The organism is Edaphobacter sp. FHG110511_03 (assembly GCF_059115365.1).
Window position 1 is genome coordinate 1,463,504 of record NZ_JBZYWL010000001.1, and the last position, 16,829, is coordinate 1,480,332.

General features: G+C 58.5%; 11 protein-coding genes. 6 read left to right on the top strand and 5 right to left on the bottom strand.

Annotated features, from left to right (window positions below):
• Nucleotides 1-29: 29 nt before the first annotated feature.
• Complete coding sequence (locus AC5S26_RS05880; protein WP_494183916.1) at nt 30-1,709, bottom strand: mechanosensitive ion channel family protein; 1,680 nt, start codon at nt 1,707-1,709, stop codon at nt 30-32.
• A gap of 202 nt (nt 1,710-1,911) precedes the next feature.
• Between AC5S26_RS05880 and AC5S26_RS05885 the strand changes: the two genes are divergently transcribed.
• The 6 genes from AC5S26_RS05885 to AC5S26_RS05910 all read left to right on the top strand — a co-directional run bounded on the left by AC5S26_RS05885 (nt 1,912) and on the right by AC5S26_RS05910 (nt 9,498).
• Nucleotides 1,912-2,484 carry an RNA polymerase sigma factor gene (locus AC5S26_RS05885; RefSeq protein ID WP_494183917.1) on the top strand — a complete coding sequence of 191 codons (573 nt, stop codon included), beginning with the start codon at nt 1,912-1,914 and terminating at the stop codon, nt 2,482-2,484.
• A complete protein-coding gene (locus AC5S26_RS05890) occupies nt 2,481-3,284 on the top strand; it encodes a hypothetical protein (RefSeq protein ID WP_494183918.1) in 804 nt (267 codons plus the stop codon). The genes AC5S26_RS05885 and AC5S26_RS05890 overlap by 4 nt, the downstream gene beginning before the upstream one ends.
• On the top strand, nt 3,281-4,528 hold the full coding sequence (locus AC5S26_RS05895) for a HEAT repeat domain-containing protein (protein WP_494183919.1): 1,248 nt from the start codon (nt 3,281-3,283) through the stop codon (nt 4,526-4,528). The genes AC5S26_RS05890 and AC5S26_RS05895 overlap by 4 nt, the downstream gene beginning before the upstream one ends.
• A gap of 28 nt (nt 4,529-4,556) precedes the next feature.
• Nucleotides 4,557-5,609: a HEAT repeat domain-containing protein gene (locus AC5S26_RS05900; protein WP_494183920.1), complete on the top strand. Its 1,053-nt coding sequence runs from the start codon at nt 4,557-4,559 to the stop codon at nt 5,607-5,609.
• A gap of 141 nt (nt 5,610-5,750) precedes the next feature.
• Entirely contained in the window at nt 5,751-9,065 is a 3,315-nt protein-coding gene (locus AC5S26_RS05905) for an alpha-mannosidase (protein ID WP_494183921.1), read from the top strand.
• A 97-nt stretch (nt 9,066-9,162) separates the two neighbouring features.
• Complete coding sequence (locus tag AC5S26_RS05910) at nt 9,163-9,498, top strand: cupin domain-containing protein (RefSeq protein WP_494183922.1); 336 nt, start codon at nt 9,163-9,165, stop codon at nt 9,496-9,498.
• A 10-nt stretch (nt 9,499-9,508) separates the two neighbouring features.
• On the opposite strand, the gene AC5S26_RS05915 is transcribed toward AC5S26_RS05910, so the two are convergent.
• The 4 genes from AC5S26_RS05915 to AC5S26_RS05930 all read right to left on the bottom strand — a co-directional run bounded on the left by AC5S26_RS05915 (nt 9,509) and on the right by AC5S26_RS05930 (nt 16,823).
• Nucleotides 9,509-10,963, bottom strand: coding sequence for an APC family permease (locus AC5S26_RS05915; RefSeq protein WP_494183923.1), 1,455 nt, complete (start codon nt 10,961-10,963; stop codon nt 9,509-9,511).
• The gene (argH, locus tag AC5S26_RS05920) at nt 10,953-12,443 is read right to left on the bottom strand and encodes an argininosuccinate lyase (RefSeq protein WP_494183924.1); all 1,491 of its coding nucleotides are present in this window, start codon (nt 12,441-12,443) and stop codon (nt 10,953-10,955) included. The genes AC5S26_RS05915 and argH overlap by 11 nt, the downstream gene beginning before the upstream one ends.
• An 81-nt stretch (nt 12,444-12,524) precedes the next feature.
• Nucleotides 12,525-15,416, bottom strand: a complete 2,892-nt coding sequence (locus tag AC5S26_RS05925; protein ID WP_494183925.1) for a TonB-dependent receptor — start codon at nt 15,414-15,416, stop codon at nt 12,525-12,527.
• A 171-nt stretch (nt 15,417-15,587) separates the two neighbouring features.
• Nucleotides 15,588-16,823 carry an ROK family protein gene (locus AC5S26_RS05930; protein ID WP_494183926.1) on the bottom strand — a complete coding sequence of 412 codons (1,236 nt, stop codon included), beginning with the start codon at nt 16,821-16,823 and terminating at the stop codon, nt 15,588-15,590.
• Nucleotides 16,824-16,829 lie beyond the last annotated feature (6 nt).

Here is a 16,829-nt window from a genome sequence, read left to right on the forward strand (position 1 = left end):
TTCGTAAGCGGTTACTTCCGGGCTAAACCCTATAGTCCGTGGTCCGCGGTGTCAACCGGGATGCGTTCTATGGTCCTCTGCTCCTGCAGGCCTTTCGAATGTTCTTCGTTCAAACGGATGACTCCGATGGGTGCAGCCATGCTGGTCCCCGCCTCTTCGACCACACGCATCATCTCCAGGATGACCTTCTCCTGCTCCGCGAGAAATTGCGGATAGTCGCTTCCGGGTCTCCGAAAATAAGCGAATACCTCGATCTGCGGCCCCGAGGTGGTGAGCTGAATCAGCCGCGCCCGAGCCGATGCAGATTCGATATCCTTCCTTGACCTGAGCACGGCGAGAATCTCTTTCAGCACCATCTGCGTGACCGTGTGAGGCGTATCGAATCTCAGCGTGAAGACCTGGTGGATCCAGAATTCGTCGCGCATCGAGAAGTTCTCCAGCTCCGCCTCCGCGACCCTGGAATTCGGAATCGACACCACGGACCGATCGAGCGTCCTCAGCCGCAGCGCGCTGATGCCGATCTCCTCGACCGTGCCTGACTTTCCGGCCACGGTGCAGTAGTCGCCCACTCGGACCGCACCCCGCATGACAACCGAGATTCCACCGAAGAGATCCGCGAGCGTCTTTTGCGCGGCCAGGGCCAGCGCGATGCCGCCGATGCCAAGGCCTGCCACCAGCGCCGATACGTTGACCCCCGCATTCCGCAGCAGCAGGATTGCCAGGATGATGCCAACCAGGATCTTGAAAAGTCTTGAGAGCAGGCCGACTAAGGTCATGCGCTCAACCTGCATCTGGCTCGCCAGGTGGTGGCAGGTAAAGGATGCGAAGATATCGCTTAACCTCATCAACAGCCACGCTCCGCTGGCAAGCGCAATCGTGGTGCCGGCAGCCTCCCAGTAATTCCGGCTCAGGGCAGTAAGGGCGTAGCCGGCTCCTACCCTGATGGTGGCTGCAAGCATCAGGCCGAAGACGGGACCGCGCAATGCCGTTATGGATGCCTGGATGCCTGGCGTCATCCGCTTGTGAAACACGGTCTTCAATGCCCAGATCAGGGCCCGTGTCAGCACTCTTGCAAGCAGCAGCATTATGGCCAGGGAGACGAGAATGAGGGCCCATCGCCACAACGGAACCGCGAGCAGCCGGAACCGCGACATCCATGCGGGAAAGTAATGCGCCAGGTCCCGGTGTTGCACGCTGGCATAGGCTGCCGGTACGCGCTTGAGAGTCTCCTGCGAAAACAGCCAGATCGGCGTCTGATTCGGGCGCTCGATGCGATCGAGCAGGATATCGAGATCGCCGGTAGGTATTCGGATGGTACCGACCTTCTCTCGCGAGACGCGCAGCCGGTCTTCGACATTCCCTTGCGGAGAGCGGGAGATCGCGCCGATGTCGGTCGAGGTGCCGAGATCCAGCAGATACTTCAGCTTTTGCGCCAACTCCTCCGATGCATGCTCCGAACGCTTGCCGTCAAGATACGCCGCGGCTCGGGCGTAATCCTGGCTCCCGGCGGCGCGCAGAAAGCCCAGCACGGAACCGTGCGGTGTCTCGCGTCCAAACGGATCAGGCGGAAGAACCGGCGCGGCAGGCGGAGGGGAGGAAGTCGCAGATGGATTGGAGGATCCGGCTCCCGGTGAGGCCGGAGAGGGTGTCTGGGAAGCCGCAAAGACAGTGGTATGGACCAGAGCCAGCACGAAGATGCAACGCAACATCTGGCAGCGCGTATCTCTTTTTTCCATAACCGGTTCTTCGCTCCGGCTTCGTTTTTTGGATTGTTTCTACTTGCCGGTCATACGGATTGAGGGGAAGCTTTCGGTGCTCAGCCGAAGCCTGAACGTCAGGACCCGAGCGGAGTCTACCACTCTCGAAAAAAACTTCCTAACCGCGCAGCTGTTTCCTTGTCTAATGCGCTGAATGGAAGTCAACGACCACGCGACGGTCCGGACGGTACTGGGCGGAGACAAAGAGGCCTATGGCACGCTCGTTGCCCGCCATAGCCAGAATGTCTTTCGCGTCGCCTTCCGCATTACCGGCGACGAGGCCGACGCGGACGAGGTGGTTCAGGAGACTTTCCTTCGCGGCTACCAGCGGCTCCAGAGCTTCGAGTCGCGATCTGAATTCGGAACCTGGATCTATCGAATCGCCGTAAATTGCGCACTCAATATGATCAACAAACGCAAACTCGACGCAACGTACCAGATCGGTGAAGAGACGGATCCCTCGCAAAAGCAGGTGCAGGTCGCCGATACCTCGGCCGGCCCTGAGCGAACGCTGCTCAGCCGCGAGCTCGAATCCCTTCAGGCCGCGGCGATGCGAAACCTTACCGCGACCGAGCGCACCGCCTTCATTCTCCGTCACATGGAGGATCGATCCACTACAGAGATTGCCGCTGCGCTCGAGATTGCTCCCAACGCCGCCAAACAGGCCGTCTTTCGCGCCGTACAGAAGCTGCGCCGCAGCCTCGCTCCACTCCGGGTGAACCCATGAAGCATTTGAACGAAGAAGAACTCATCGACTATTACTACGGCGAATCCGAATCGCCGGCCGCAATCGATACGCACCTGCGCGAATGCAGCGGCTGCGCAAAGGACTACGCCTCACTCACGAGCGATCTCTCGGCGATCGTGGCTGCTCCTGCTCCAACTCGTGATGCGGATTACGGCGCAAAGGTGTGGCAGTCCATACGGAGTTCCGTGCCGGTCTACGAAGCCTCACGAGAAGCTCCGCGCAAGAGAAGCAGCTGGTTTGCGCTTCATCCCATGCTTCATTCCTGGAGCGGCGGACTCGCTGTCGCAGCAGCCTGCCTGTTTGTCATCGCAGCAGCCTTCTTTGCGGGACGGCTGTGGGAGCATCGCAGCACGCCTTCCTTAGCGAACAACGTGAACGGCGAACAGGGCAAACAGCGAGTCGTGCTGGTCGTCCTTGGCGACCATCTCGACCGCTCCGAGCGGCTCCTGGTCGAGTTGAAGCACGCCGGGCCCTCGACCGAAGCTCCTCTGCAAGCCGAGGCCCGCGACCTGCTCTCCACCAATCGCCTGTATCGCGAGAGCGTAAAGCAGGCAGGCGATCCCGCCCTCGCCAGTGCGCTCGATCATCTGGAGCGCGTCCTGATCGAAGTTTCGAACCAGCCCGCCGGTCTCTCACAGGCGAAGCTCGATGAACTGCAAAAAGAGATGAATACCGACGGCCTCCTCTTCGAGGTCCGCGTCCTCCGCTCCCGGGTGCAGGAGGATGGCGATTCGAAGAAGAACGTCGCGGCAGCAACGAAAGGGGTCTCCATTTTATGAAAGCTAATTTGATCTTCCCGGCCGCACTTTTTGCGTCCACACTTTTCGCACCCGCGGCGGTCTGCCTTCAACCTGCCGTCTTCGCCGACACAGCCTTCCTCAACGAGATGCCTGCCGACGATCGTGGAAGTAATCCCTATGCGGATGGCACCCGCGCCATCAACGAAAGCCGCTGGTCCGACGCCGAAGCCATCTTCACGAAGATCGCATCGCAGCACAGCGATCGCTCCGACGCCGCCCTCTACTGGAAGGCCTATGCGCAGAACAAGGAGGGCCAGCAGGCCCGTGCTCTCGAGACCTGCGCCGACCTTGGCCACACATACCCGCAGAGCCGCTGGATCACAGAGTGCGACGCGCTTCGCATCGAGATTCGCGGTCGGAGCGGACAGCCGGTCTCGCCGCAATCGACGGGCGACGACGAGCTGAAGCTGCTGGCGCTCAATGCGCTGATGCAGCAGGACGAGGCACGTGCCATGCCGGCGATCCAGCAGATCCTCAACGGCAACGGATCGGAGAAGCTCAAGGAGCGCGCTCTCTTTGTGGTGGCGAATAGCAATTCGCCGGAGGCGCAGAAGCTGATCGGAGAGATTGCGCGCGGTCAATCGAATCCTGCGCTGCAGATTCGGGCCGTTCGCATGTATGCAGCCATCAAAGGCAAGCAGTCGGCCGCAACGCTTGCGGATGTCTATCAACATACAGCGGACGAAGCGGTAAAGCGTGCCATCCTGCAGTCGTACCTGGTCTCAGGCTCGCAGGACAGACTGATCGAAGCCGCGCGCAGCGAGCAGAACGCTATGCTTTCCAGGACCGCGGTTCAGGAGCTTGGAGCCATGGCTGCCACCTCCGCGCTCTCGCAGCTCTACCACGACACGAAGGACACTCAGGTCAAGTCCGCCATCATCGGTTCGCTGGTCGCATCAGGGCCGAAGGGAGCCGAAGTGCTTGGCGAGATCGCGAAGACCGAGCAGGATCCCGAGTTGCGCCGCAAGGCCATCCGCAACCTAGGAGTGAGCGGAGGAGCCTCGGCTGCTCCGGCACTGGTCGCCACCTACCAGAACAGCTCCGATGCCGAATCGAAGAAGGCGGCGCTCGACGGTCTCTTCCTCTCCGGCGACGCGCATGACCTTATCGCTCTCGCGCGAGCAGAGAAGAACCCGGAGATGAAGCAGGCCATCGTCTCCAAGCTGAGCCTCATGCACAACAAGGAAGCCACCGACTACATGATGGAAATCCTCAACAAGTAGCAGCGTCCCTACAAGGAGGGTACGTCCCGTGAATAGCCACCTCGCTATAGCTCTCGTCCTCAGTGCGTCTGCTGTCGCCTTCTCGGGTCAGCAGCCGCGCGTCTCCGACACGCATTTCAACACTGAGTCTGTGGGCTCAGGACTGTCCGCGACGGTGACGCGATTTCAGCACTCCAACCAGCAGCTATGGATTGGATATGAAGTTCCGTCTGTTCCAGGAAACCATTCATCTTCATGTGGCGATTCATACGGATCGTCTGACGATGGATGCTGCGGTGAAGTTCAACTCGAAGGGTCACGAGACGGTGTGACCCAGACCAGCCAGAAGACCGAGCCGGGCAGGATGTATGTCCTTCTTCGCCTCGATCATGGCTCCGTAACCAAGGTGCGGCCAGCCAACGTGGGTTGCCGAATGAATGCGGGAGGCGTCCCTTTCACGTGGCTCACGGGAGTCCAGCCAGAGGATAGCGTGCACTTCCTCGCCCAGCTTGCAAGCCAGTCCGCAACGGAGAATCGAGTCAGCGAAGGCGCACTCGTCACGTTGGCGCAACACGCCACCCCTGCGGCGACCTCTGAGCTCGCCACACTCGCTGCGCCGCCAAGCTCCACTCACCTGCGCGAAAAGGCCGCCTTCTGGCTCGGAGCGGCGCGCGGTCATGAAGGCCTGCTTGCCCTCGAGAAGCTGGTTCGCAGCGAGCAGGACCCAAAGCTCCGCGAGAAACTCGCCTTCGATCTCTCCATCAACCATGACCCTGCCGCGACTGACGACTTGCTGGCACTTGCGAAGTCCGACAGCAATCCGGGCGTTCGCGGCCAGGCGATCTTCTGGCTCGCCCAGAAGGCGGGAAAGAAAGCTAGCGCGGCTCTCACCAACGCCATCGAGAACGACCCCGATCAGCAGGTGAAGAAGAAGGCAGTCTTCGCTTTAAGTCAGCTTCCGAAAGAAGAGGGTGTTCCGCAGCTGATTCACGTCGCTGAGACCAACACCAATCCCGCTGTGCGCAAGGACGCCTTCTTCTGGCTCGGCCAGTCCGGCGACCCTCGCGCACTCACCTATCTCGAATCGGTTTTGAAGCGCTGAAACTTCACACAGGATATGCAGGCACTGCACTTTCGCCCTCCCTGCCCGGAGGGCGAAAGTGCGTTAGACTCCCACTGTTCGGCTTTACTGCTAAACCTCGTCGAGATTCGACGCAGAATCGCCAACAAGGAGCCGTATCCGTTGATCGTTCCCCTCCGTCTTCCTGCGTTGCGAACCACGGCAAAACTATTGCTCGCTCTCACTTCTTTTGTCTCTCCCGCTCTCTATGCGCAGTCGCCGAAAGAGGTCTCAGACATCCTGCATACGCTTGCGCCGCAATCGCAGAAGACCATCGAGCGCCTGTCCTCGTTCGAGAACCTGCCCGGTGACGAGTGGCGCTATCACATCGGCGATCTGGCGCATGGCGAAGACCCGGCTTTGAACGACTCCTCGTGGCCCGAGGCGAAACCGCACAGCAAGGCCCCGGTTGAGGCCGTCTGGTACCGCCGCCTGATTGAGGTGCCGAAGACGCTGAATGGATACGACCTCACGGGTGCGCGTATCTGGTTCCAGTTTCGCGCGAATGCCAACGGTCCCGTGCCGGAGATTATTTACTTCAATGGGCGCCGGGTTGCGCTTGGCGATGATCTCGAACCCATTGTTCTCTTCGATCAGGCCAAGCCGGGCGACAAAATTCTCGTCGCTGTAAAACTTCTTCAGACTGTCGATACGAAGAACTTCTCCTCTGTCTCCACGCGCATCGAGTTCGCCAAGGGACGTCCGAATCCCTCGGACCTGAGAATTGAGTTTCTCTCAACCGCCGTCCTTCTTCCCTCGCTCTCAAAGCAGCCCAAACAGGACATGGCTACGCTCGAGCGATCCATTGGTGCCGTCGATCTCGCCGCGCTCGACTCCAACAATCAGCCGAAGTTCGACTCATCGCTCGATACGGCCCGCGAGCAGCTTGAAACCCTAAAGCCTGTTTTGCAGCAGGCGACGATCCATCTCACCGGCAACTCGCACATCGACGCAGCATGGCTCTGGCCGGTCTCCGAGACCGTCGATGTCGTCAAGCGCACCTTCTCCACCGCCCTACAATTGATGAACGAGTACCCGGACTACACCTACACGCAGTCCGCAGCCGCCTACAACGAGTGGATGGCCAACAAGTATCCGGCCATCAATAACGAGATCAAGAAACGCATCAAGGAAGGACGATGGGAGATTGTTGGCGGCATGTGGGTCGAGCCCGACCTCAACATGCCCGACGGCGAATCGCAGGTCCGCTCGCTGCTGATCGGCAAGCGTTGGTTCCAGAAGGAGTACGGCGTCGACGTCCGCATCGGCTGGAATCCCGACTCCTTCGGCTACAACTGGCAACTTCCCCAGATCTACAAGCGTTCCGGCATAGACTACTTCGTCACCCAGAAGATGACCTGGAACGACACCAACCAACTGCCCTTCAAGCTCTTCTGGTGGAAATCGCCTGACGGCAGCAAGGTTCTTACCTACTTCCCGCACGACTATGCCAATAACAATCTGAACCCCATCCGTCTCTCCGCCGACCTGGCGACCGCTCGTCAGCGTTCACCGGGCATGGAACAGATGATGGATCTATATGGCATCGGCGATCACGGCGGGGGTCCAACTCGCGCCATGCTCGACGAAGGCAACCACTGGGCGAAGGATGGCATGATCGTTCCGAAACTTCAGTTCGGCACCGCCCAGAGCTACTTCACCGGCATCGAGCAGAAGCTCTCCCCCAGCTCATCCACCTGGGACTACACCTCCATCGCCAAGGGCTACAAGGAGCCCAAAGCCGATGCCGGCAGGATCGGTATTCCGACCTGGGACGACGAGATGTACCTTGAGTACCATCGCGGCGTATTCACCACGCAGGCCCAGCACAAACGCAACATGCGCGAGAGTGAAGAGCAGACCATAAATGCGGAGAAGTATGCCTCACTCGCATGGCTCAACGGCAGCCTCTACCCCAACGACCAGTTCACGGATGCATGGAAGAAAATCGCCTTCAACGGATTCCACGATCTCGCCGCGGGCTCGGGAATCGGCATCATCTATAAAGAGGCCCAGGCCGAGTTCGATCAGGTGCGGCTCGAGACCAACGAGATCTCTTCTCACGCGCTCCACACACTCGCCGCAAACGTAAACACGAAAGCAGCGGGCGATGTTCCCATCCTGGTCTTCAATCCGCTGGCGTGGGGACACACCGGCGTGACGACTGTGAATGTGCAGATGCCGAACAACTCCGACAACGGTATCTCTCTGCTCGACGAGCACGACAAGGTGGTGCCGACGAAGATTCTCTCAAGCGATGAGAAGGCCGGAACCTACAAGCTGCTGGTCCAGGCCCACGCTGTTCCTTCGCTGGGATATCAGGTGCTGCACGCTGTTCCTGGGGAAAAACCCTTCAAGAGCGATCTAAAAGCCAGCGACACGAAGATGGAGAATGAATTTCTTCGCGTCGAGGTCGATCCAAAAGACGGCTGCATCACCAGCCTCTACGACAAGAAGGCGAAGTTCGAATCGCTGGCCAAAGGAGCCTGCGGCAATCAGCTCCAGACCTTTGCCGATCTACCGAAGGATTACGATGCGTGGAACATCGATCCCGGCACCTTTGACCACATGACCCCCATCGACAAGGTCGACTCTGTCGAGCTGGTTGAGAAGGGGCCGATGCGTGCCGTCATCCGCGTAACCCGTACCTGGCAGAGCTCGAAGTTCGTTCAGGACATCCAGCTCTACGCCGATACGGACACCGTCGACATCATCAATGACATCGATTGGCATGAGAAACACGTTCTGCTCAAGGCAGCCTTTCCCCTTGCTGCCTCCGGCCCCATGGCGACCTATGAGATTCCCTATGGAAGCATCGAGCGTCCCACAACCCGCAACAACTCCTGGGAGAAGGCACGGTTCGAGGTTCCCGCTCTGCGCTGGGCCGACCTCGGCGACTCCAAACACGGCTTCAGCCTGCTGAACGAGGCGAAGTATGGCTACGATGCCGTCGGCAACTCGCTGCGGCTTACGCTTCTGCGCTCGGCCACATGGCCCGATCCGGACGCGGATCAGGGCCATCAGCACTTCAGCTACGCCCTCTATCCGCATGCTGGAACCTGGAAGCAGGCTCTCACCGAGCGCCACGGCTACCAGTACAACTACGAGCTGCGCGCGCAGCAGGTCGTTCCCCATGCTGGCTCGCTTCCCCTCGCGCACTCCTACGCCTCGGTCTCGCCTGAGAACGTCGTCCTCACAGCTGTCAAGAAGGCCGAGGACGATAATGGCCTGATCTTCCGCGTATTTGAGTGGGCCGGCAAGCAAGGCGACGTCACATTCACGGTTCCTGCAGGAGCCACGGCCGCAACCGAGACGAACCTGATGGAGAGGTCCACAGGCTCACCCCTCCCGCTCTCCGGGGACAAAGTTACGGCGCACATCAGTCCGTACGAGATTCTCTCCATCCGCGTCGACTATCCACATACGTCGAAGCCGTAGCCATAGAGGGACGATGAGAAGGCGAGCTGCCAGACCGTTCGCTCTCTTAATCTTTAAATCGCAACTCAAGACGTAAACTGAAGACATGGAAAACAGCATGAGCTTTATACGTAACCAGGACCCGAAGACCTTCACCCCCGAGCCCGGTATGCGCCGGCAGGTTCTCGCCAACACCGACCAGCTCATGCTCATTCGCCACTTTTTCGAGGCGGACTGGGTTGGCGCCCGTCACAGCCATCCGCATCATCAGCTCGTCTATGTCATCAAGGGAGCCATTCGTGTCGATATCGCTGGCAAGGTCATCGATGTTCACGCAGGCGATAGCTTCATTGTCGATGGAGGCGTCGAACATCAGGCGTCCGCTCTTGAACCCTCAGAGGTTCTTGACGTCTTCACACCCACCCGCGAAGACTACCGCGATCTGTTGAAGTAGCGATCGCGACTCAAGCCTCTGGTTGAGTCGCAATGCTGTTGCCACGGCTGCCGCCCAGGAAGCGAACTCCATAGACAATGAGCCCGGCCAGTAGAATCACGCCAGCCGTCCGGATCTCTCGAAAGAAATTCGTTCGCGAAAACAGAATGAAGAGGAATCCGGCAAGCGCGAGTAAAGCGGGAAGGGGATACAGCGGCATTCGATACCCGCGCACCTTCCGCTCTCGCCGATGCTTCGGCAGCAACACCGCCAGGCCTTGCAGCAAAAACTGAAATAGGATGCGGATCACGACAAGGGCGGTAATCACCTCCTGCAGCCGGAAGATGCAGCAGATCATCGTCATCGTGCCCAGTGTCAGCAAGGCATGATGCGGCATTCGCAGCTTCGGATGGATCGCGCCAAACCAGGCAGGAAAGTTTCCATCGCGCGCAGCCGCAAAGGGGATTCGCGACTGGCCGAGCAGCAACGCAAACACCGAGCACAGCGCTGCCACTGCAATCAACACCACAATCACTCCCGCTGCCCCATGCCCGTAGAGCCGCTCCATAAACACGGCCATGGTGAACATTCGTGCATGGCTGCCGTTGTCGTGCATCATCTCCTGCCACGGCAGCACGCCCAGCACGCTGATGTTCATCAGAAGGTATAGCGTGCCGACAATCACAACCGATCCTAGTACGGCTCGGGGAATCGTCTTCTGCGGATCGCGAACCTCCGCACCCAGGAAACAGACGCTGTAATATCCGCCATAGTCATACGCCGCAACCAGCAATCCCGCCCCAAGCCCCATGAAGAACTCAGTGTTCAGCTGAAAGGCTCCCGTGGGGAAACTGAAAGCAATCTTCGAATTAAAATGAGTAAACCCTGCGAAGATGATGAAGACCAGCGTCAACACTACCGCAACGCCGAGCCAGCGAACGATTTTGTCGATTGAAACAATGCTTCGATAAAGCACCGCCAGTGCTAGCGCGCACGCTCCCATGGCAATGAGAGTCTGTCCGCTCAACACAATAGGGACGTCCAGGAATCTGGAGGAAAAGAATGGGTTGCCCGAATGCGGAAAAAAGAACGACACGTACTGCGAAAACCCGATGCATCCCGAAGCGATCGACAGCGGCGAGCTGAAGAGGATCTGCCACGCATAAAGAAACGAGAAGACACGTCCCAGCCCACGCTCACCATAAAGATGTTTCAGATAGGCGTACGATCCGCCGGCTTCGGGATAAGTCGTCCCTAGCTCGCTCCACACCATTCCATCGCACAACGAGAGCGCGGCGCCCAGGATCCAGCCCAGCATCGCCTGCGGTCCGCCCATCGCGGCGACGATGAGTGGAAGCGTGACAAACGGCCCCACTCCAACCATTCCGATCACGTTCAGGCCAAGCGCAGACGACGTAGAAAGCCCCCGCTGCAGCTCCACCGGTTTTCCATCCGCGAGCGCCGTCCGGGAGTGTTTAACGTTCATTCAGCCGCCCTGTCAACCTATCGCACTCGCCCCTCATCGCATCTTGGGCGTGTGCAAGCCGCTGCCTTCTCTCGCGAATCCATCTTTCATCGCCCGATACAGCATCCCGAGCACGCAGAATCTCTGGACCGAGAACCTCCACCGCCGGGCCGCCAGGAATCTTTCGCACCGCAACGAAGTTCTTCGCACTCAGCGCCCCTCGAATCTGATCGCGAGGTAGCGTGAATTCGCCCTTCAGCTCACGCTCGATGATAGTCGTCATAGCCTCTGCATCGTACACTCCATCCAGCTCACGCACAGCGCCGCTCACAATTCCATGTGCGGCGTGAAAGCTCATGCCGGTCGCACGCACCAGGGTGTCGGCCAGCTCCGTGACAGGAAGAAAATTTTCGTCCGCAGCAGCCGCCATCCTCGACGTGTTGAACTCCGCCTCGCCGAGAGCCCCCGTAAGCAGCCGAATGCTGCGTTCTGCATCGTCAAAGGCGGTGTAAACCAGTGGTTGCAGGTCGTCTTCTGCGTCATTCATATCGGCGAAGGGAGTGTTGTGCAGACTCCCCACAACACCCTGCGCCTCCACCAGCGCGCGACTGGCCAGCACGCGAACATGTTCGAGCGGAACAGGATTCCTTTTCTGCGGCATGATGCTCGAGATCTGCACATAACCGTCGCTCAGCCGCAGATAACCGAACTCCACCGTGCTCCACAGCAAAAGATCCTGCGTAAATCTTCCCAGGCTGAGCATCGCCGTCGCCAGCACTCCGCAGCTCTCCACCAGATAATCCGTCGCCGCAATCGCGCCGTACGAGTTCATCTGCAGCCGGTCAAAGCCAAGCAATTCCGCCGTAAAAGTTCGATCGATCGGAAATCCCGTCGTCGTAATCGCGCAGGCTCCCAGCGGACTGCAATTCACCCGCACGTAGCTCTCACGGATACGCTCCGCATCGCGCTCCAGGATCTCGATATAAGCCATCAGGTAGTGGCCAAGCGTCGTCGGCTGTGCCGGCTGATTATGCGTATACGCAGGCATCAACGCCTCTCGATGCGTCCATGCCAGCTCGACCAGAAAGCTCCGCAACCCCAGCAGGGATTCGAACATCTGCATCAGCCTTCCGCGCAGGACCATGCGATACATCGTAAGGTCGATGTCATTCCGGCTGCGCGCCGTGTGCATCTTTCCGGCAACCTCTTCGCCGCAGGCCGCCGCAAGTTTCTTCTCCAGATAGAAAAAGAGATCCTCAAAGCTTCCGTCGTACTCTGCCGTCTTAATCGCATCGCGATCCAGGCCGTCGAGCGCCGATAGGCAGGCCACGGCCTCGTTCTCCGGCATGATTCTCTGGCGGGCGAGCATTAGCGTATGTGCGTACTCGATCTCCAGCAGCGGCTCCAGAAAGTACCGCTTCGCATCGGCAAAGACCGGAGCCAGCACGGTATCGCGATAGATGGGCGCTGGAAACTTCGTCTTCTGCTCCGAGGTCTTCATGAATCTTCCTTCTACATTACCCGTTTCAAGACAAAAAAATAGGTGACGTAAACCATGATCGGTTTACGTCACCGCGATTGACTACCAGCGAGCTGCAACGCCGAATTGAACGATGCGAGCCTCAAGCACAGAACTGCGAACGATGGTCGGCGCCGCTCCGGTCGCAATACCTGTTGTTGTATTGACGGCCTGCGTCGTGGCTATGCCGGTTACGTTGGTGTGGTTGAAGATGTTATTCGCCTCCAGCAGGAACGACGTGGAGAGGCGATCGAACAGCTTAGGGAAGGTTCGCGTATAACGTCCATCGATCTGATAGACACTGGGGGAGCGCACTGTGTTTCTCCCCACAAACGCGGGCCGTGTAACAGCCTGTGTCGAGGCGTCTCCATTCAGCGTCACGCCTGTCAGAATGCTTGCCTGGTCGCCCGAGCTGACATTGGCCAGCAGCGCAATCATGTTGTGATTGGCAGCTGAGTTCAGGAAGCGGTTGCTCAGGGTGAACGTCGGCTCCATCACTGCGGTCAGGTTGAACGCATTCGGATGATTCACGAGACTGTTGCCGCGATCGCGCTTCAGATTCGTCGGATCTTCGATGCCCACGCTTTGTTCAAACGTGTTCACCTCAGGGCCATCCGAGATTGTGTGCGACCAAGTGTAGTTCGCGTTGATCTGGATGCCTCGGGCTAGCGAACGAGTGTAGTTCACGAGAAGCGCGTTGAAGCTTGTATTCGCTCCCGATTCAACCTGGTTGATCTGATCGAATCTCGTATCCACGCGCGAATTTGCATTGACCGCAGTGTCGAAGACGGGGCGCCCATCCGCCAGGAACCGGATCGGATTTTTGACGTTGATGTTGTGCTGATACTGCAGATTGCGACCGCTCGTCATGATATAGCCCAGCATGAACGTGTCATAGCGGCTGAACTCATGCGAGAGCTGCATCGTCGCATTCCAGGTGTATTCGTTCCTGAACGTTGGGGAGACAGTGGTTACGTTCTGTCGTGCCCCCACGCCGCTTGCAGGAATATTCGGGAACGCCAGAACGCCACTGGTAGCGCCGGCAGGCTGTGTGATCGTAAAGCTGTTGGTGCGATTCGATCCATCCAGGTTCAGCGCATTGAACCAGAGATTCGTTGGGGTCGATTGATAGAACATTCCAGCGGATGCCTTCAGAACCGTCTTGTCGTCGAGCCGGTATGTGAAACCCAGACGAGGTGCAAAGTTGGTATTCGGCGTATTGAAATGTTGCGAGTTTACAAAGGGTGCATTTGGATTCGCCTGCGGTCCCTTGAAACGATCATAGCGGCCACCGTAAACAACCACCAGTCTTCGTGAGAGTTGCCAGGTGTCCTGAATATAGGCTCCGAAGAATAAAGAGGCATACCCAATCCCGGTCTTGTCCTGCTGGCGCGCAAACTGACTATAGCTATAAGGGTTGGTTCCATTTTTGGCCGCAAGATAGTCTGCGACGCTGCGGAAGGTGTAGGTGTTAAAGCTTACAAGACGCTGACGATTGATCAGCTGCGCCAGGCTGAACCCGCCTTTGATTGTGTGGGCTCCCCGAACGTAGGTTACGTTGTCGCTTCCGCTGGGGACCTTGTCGGTGTACTGATCTCCGCCCATGTTGGATGCTCCCAGGGCTGCGATGTTGGTGATGATAATGGCTGGGTCAGTTCCGCCCTGGGGTCCGGGAAAGTGCGAGTTGTTGCGGAACGGCCAGGAGAATCGAAGTTCATTCACCAGATGATCGTTGATCGTAGAGGTCAACTGCATACCGATCACGTGGGCGCGATCCAGAAAGTCAACGCCGGTGCTTCGCGTATTGATGCCGCCCACCTGCGTGTTGAACGGGAAGTCATTCTTGAAGTAGTTGTAACGCACGAACAGCGAGTTCTTCTGGTTGATGGTCCAGTCGCCGCGTCCCAGCACAAAGGTGCCGTGCAGCAGGCCGGGCGCTGCTGCAACCTGATCGGGCGTCAGTCCTAGAGCCTGAATATTCGCAGGTGTAATCGTGACTGGCGCAGGCTGTCCGCGCACCACGTGCTCATAGGATCCGAAGAAGAACAGTCTGTCCTTGATCGCAGGACCACCCAGATTCGCCGAGTAATCCTCCAGTTCCAGGTTCGGCTTCGCCTTCGTTTTATCGGCGAAGAATGGATACGCGGTCGCGTCCTGCCAGCGGCGGAGCCATTGAAACAATCCGTGATAGTTATTGGTTCCATTATTGGAGATCACGTTATAAACGTCCCCGGAGGTCCAGCCAAACTCCGGAGCAAAACTGTTGGAGACCGTCTGGACTTCTTTGACGAAGATGTTGCCGATCGGGAACAGGCGTAGACCGATACGATCGCTCTGGGTGTTCACCATGCCATCCATCTGGTAATTGATTCGATCCAGCAAACCATTGGTATTGATCGTGCGCGGGATCCCCAGCTCTTGGTTAGGATGGCCGCTCACGCCCGGCTGAAAGAGGATGAAGTTGTACGGATTCCTCGAAGTCAGCGGAAGGTTTTCGATCTCGCGTGAATCCAGCGTCCGCTGTACGTTGAGCGTCGAAGGATCGATATTCGTCGTCGACGCGATCACCTCAATCTGCTCGGTCGCGTTTCCCACTAAAAGCGAGCTGTCCAACGTAGCCTCTTTGCCGGCAGACAATGCGATCTGATCGTAGTGTGCCGTAGAAAAACCTTCTTTTGTGATCGAGACGCTATAGGTTCCCAGAGGAAGATTGACGAGTACGTAATAGCCATCCCCTCCCGTTTGAATCGCCCGGCTATAGCCGACCTCGGTATTCGTGACGGTGACACTGGCACCGGCAATGGAAGCACCGCTCGCATCCGTCACATGCCCGCGGATCGTGCCGTTGATGGATTGTGACTGACCCCAGGCCATTGCAGGTGCGATCAGAACGGGGAGTCCCGCGAAGAGCGCGGCTCCAAGAAGGGAGATTCGGACACTGCGAAGAGTCGACAAGGTGTGCCTCCTGGGACCGTCAAAACGGATCTTGCAATCTGGAAAGCTAAGCTGCTATCGCGAAAGCTGCCCGGGACGGAAAACTTAGTAAAACCTATTTAGGAAGTGTTGAAGGTGCCTTCACACTAGTGAAACATTGGAAGGCTGTCAATAAAATTCTGGATTCTCGGGTTAGTCCAGCAGGCGAGCTTCGGTGGCGGAAAGACTGACCGAGATTGCACCGTGAAGCTGCGCCTGTGTCCCCAGCGAGCTCGACCGCACTTGCGGCTTTGCGAACTCGTTGCGCGCCAGCAGCTTCTCGGTGCTTCTACAAAGCTCCGCATGCGAGCCCACGCCGCCGCCCAGAATGACGACCTCCGGGTCCAGCGTCAGGGACATGTCCACAATACAGTCCGCCAGAATCTGTGCCGCATACTGCACAATCTGTGCAGCCAGTCGGTCGCCGTCCACAGCAAGGTCAAAGATCTCGGTCGCGCGTAGTTTTGCGAGCTCGTTCATATTGGAGCGTCGCTCGCGCCCCAGCAGCCTTCTCCACTCAGCCTCGATACCCAGGCCGCCGATCGCGCCTTCCATCTGCCCTGCCGCCTGGACCTCCAGGGCTTGCCTTGGACGTCCGTTCACGGCGGCATAGCCAATCTCGCCCGCGCTCCAGTTCGCGCCATGATGCAGCCGTCCACGCAGAAAGATTCCCGCACCCACGCCTGTACCCAGGGCGATGAACAGAAAGTCTTCGACGCCCGAGGCCGACCCGCGCCAGTGCTCGCCCACCGCGGCCAGATTGGTGTCGTTCTCCACCGTCGCGGCAATGCCAACTTCGCGCTCGATCATCGTTCGCAAGGGAACGTCGTTCCAGTCCCGCAGGTTCGGCGCGGAGAGCACCATTCCGGAGTCCACATTCGTTACGCCCGGCGCGCCTACCGTGATGTGCAGTACCTTCTTCATCGAGGTCGAGACTTCCTGGCACATCATCTTCAGTCCATCATGGACCAACGCGCACACTGCCTTTGGCGCTCTCTGTCGCTCCGTGAACTGCGTCGCCCATTGCGTCACAATGTGTCCATTCAGATCCGCTAGAACCATGCGCAGTCGCGTGCCGCCTATGTCTACTCCGGCTACATAGCCACGGTTGGCGTTGAAGCGCAGCATCTCGGGTGGCCGTCCACCGCTCGACTCCCCATCTCCAAGATTCTCTACCAGGTCCAGCGACTCCAGATAGGCCACAGCACTTGAAACCGTAGGTGCGCTCAATCCGGACAGCCGCACCAGATCGGCCTTCGAACAGGGATTATGTTCCCGCAGCAGCCGCAGAAGTCCGCGCGCATTCGCCTGGCGCAGATGCGACGGCCGCGAAGGCTGTACCGCGGATCCTGATGGATATTGAACAGATGGGGTGGACTGGATTCGCATGAGGGC

Excerpts from the sequence above, each read along its gene's own strand:
- AC5S26_RS05880 (WP_494183916.1), bottom strand. The coding sequence starts at position 1,709 with ATGTTGCGTTGCATCTTCGTGCTGGCTCTGGTCCATACCACTGTCTTT.
- AC5S26_RS05885 (WP_494183917.1), top strand. The coding sequence starts at position 1,912 with ATGGAAGTCAACGACCACGCGACGGTCCGGACGGTACTGGGCGGAGAC.
- AC5S26_RS05890 (WP_494183918.1), top strand. The coding sequence starts at position 2,481 with ATGAAGCATTTGAACGAAGAAGAACTCATCGACTATTACTACGGCGAA.
- AC5S26_RS05895 (WP_494183919.1), top strand. The coding sequence starts at position 3,281 with ATGAAAGCTAATTTGATCTTCCCGGCCGCACTTTTTGCGTCCACACTT.
- AC5S26_RS05910 (WP_494183922.1), top strand. The coding sequence starts at position 9,163 with ATGAGCTTTATACGTAACCAGGACCCGAAGACCTTCACCCCCGAGCCC.
- AC5S26_RS05915 (WP_494183923.1), bottom strand. The coding sequence starts at position 10,963 with ATGAACGTTAAACACTCCCGGACGGCGCTCGCGGATGGAAAACCGGTG.
- argH (WP_494183924.1), bottom strand. The coding sequence starts at position 12,443 with ATGAAGACCTCGGAGCAGAAGACGAAGTTTCCAGCGCCCATCTATCGC.
- AC5S26_RS05930 (WP_494183926.1), bottom strand. The coding sequence starts at position 16,823 with ATGCGAATCCAGTCCACCCCATCTGTTCAATATCCATCAGGATCCGCG.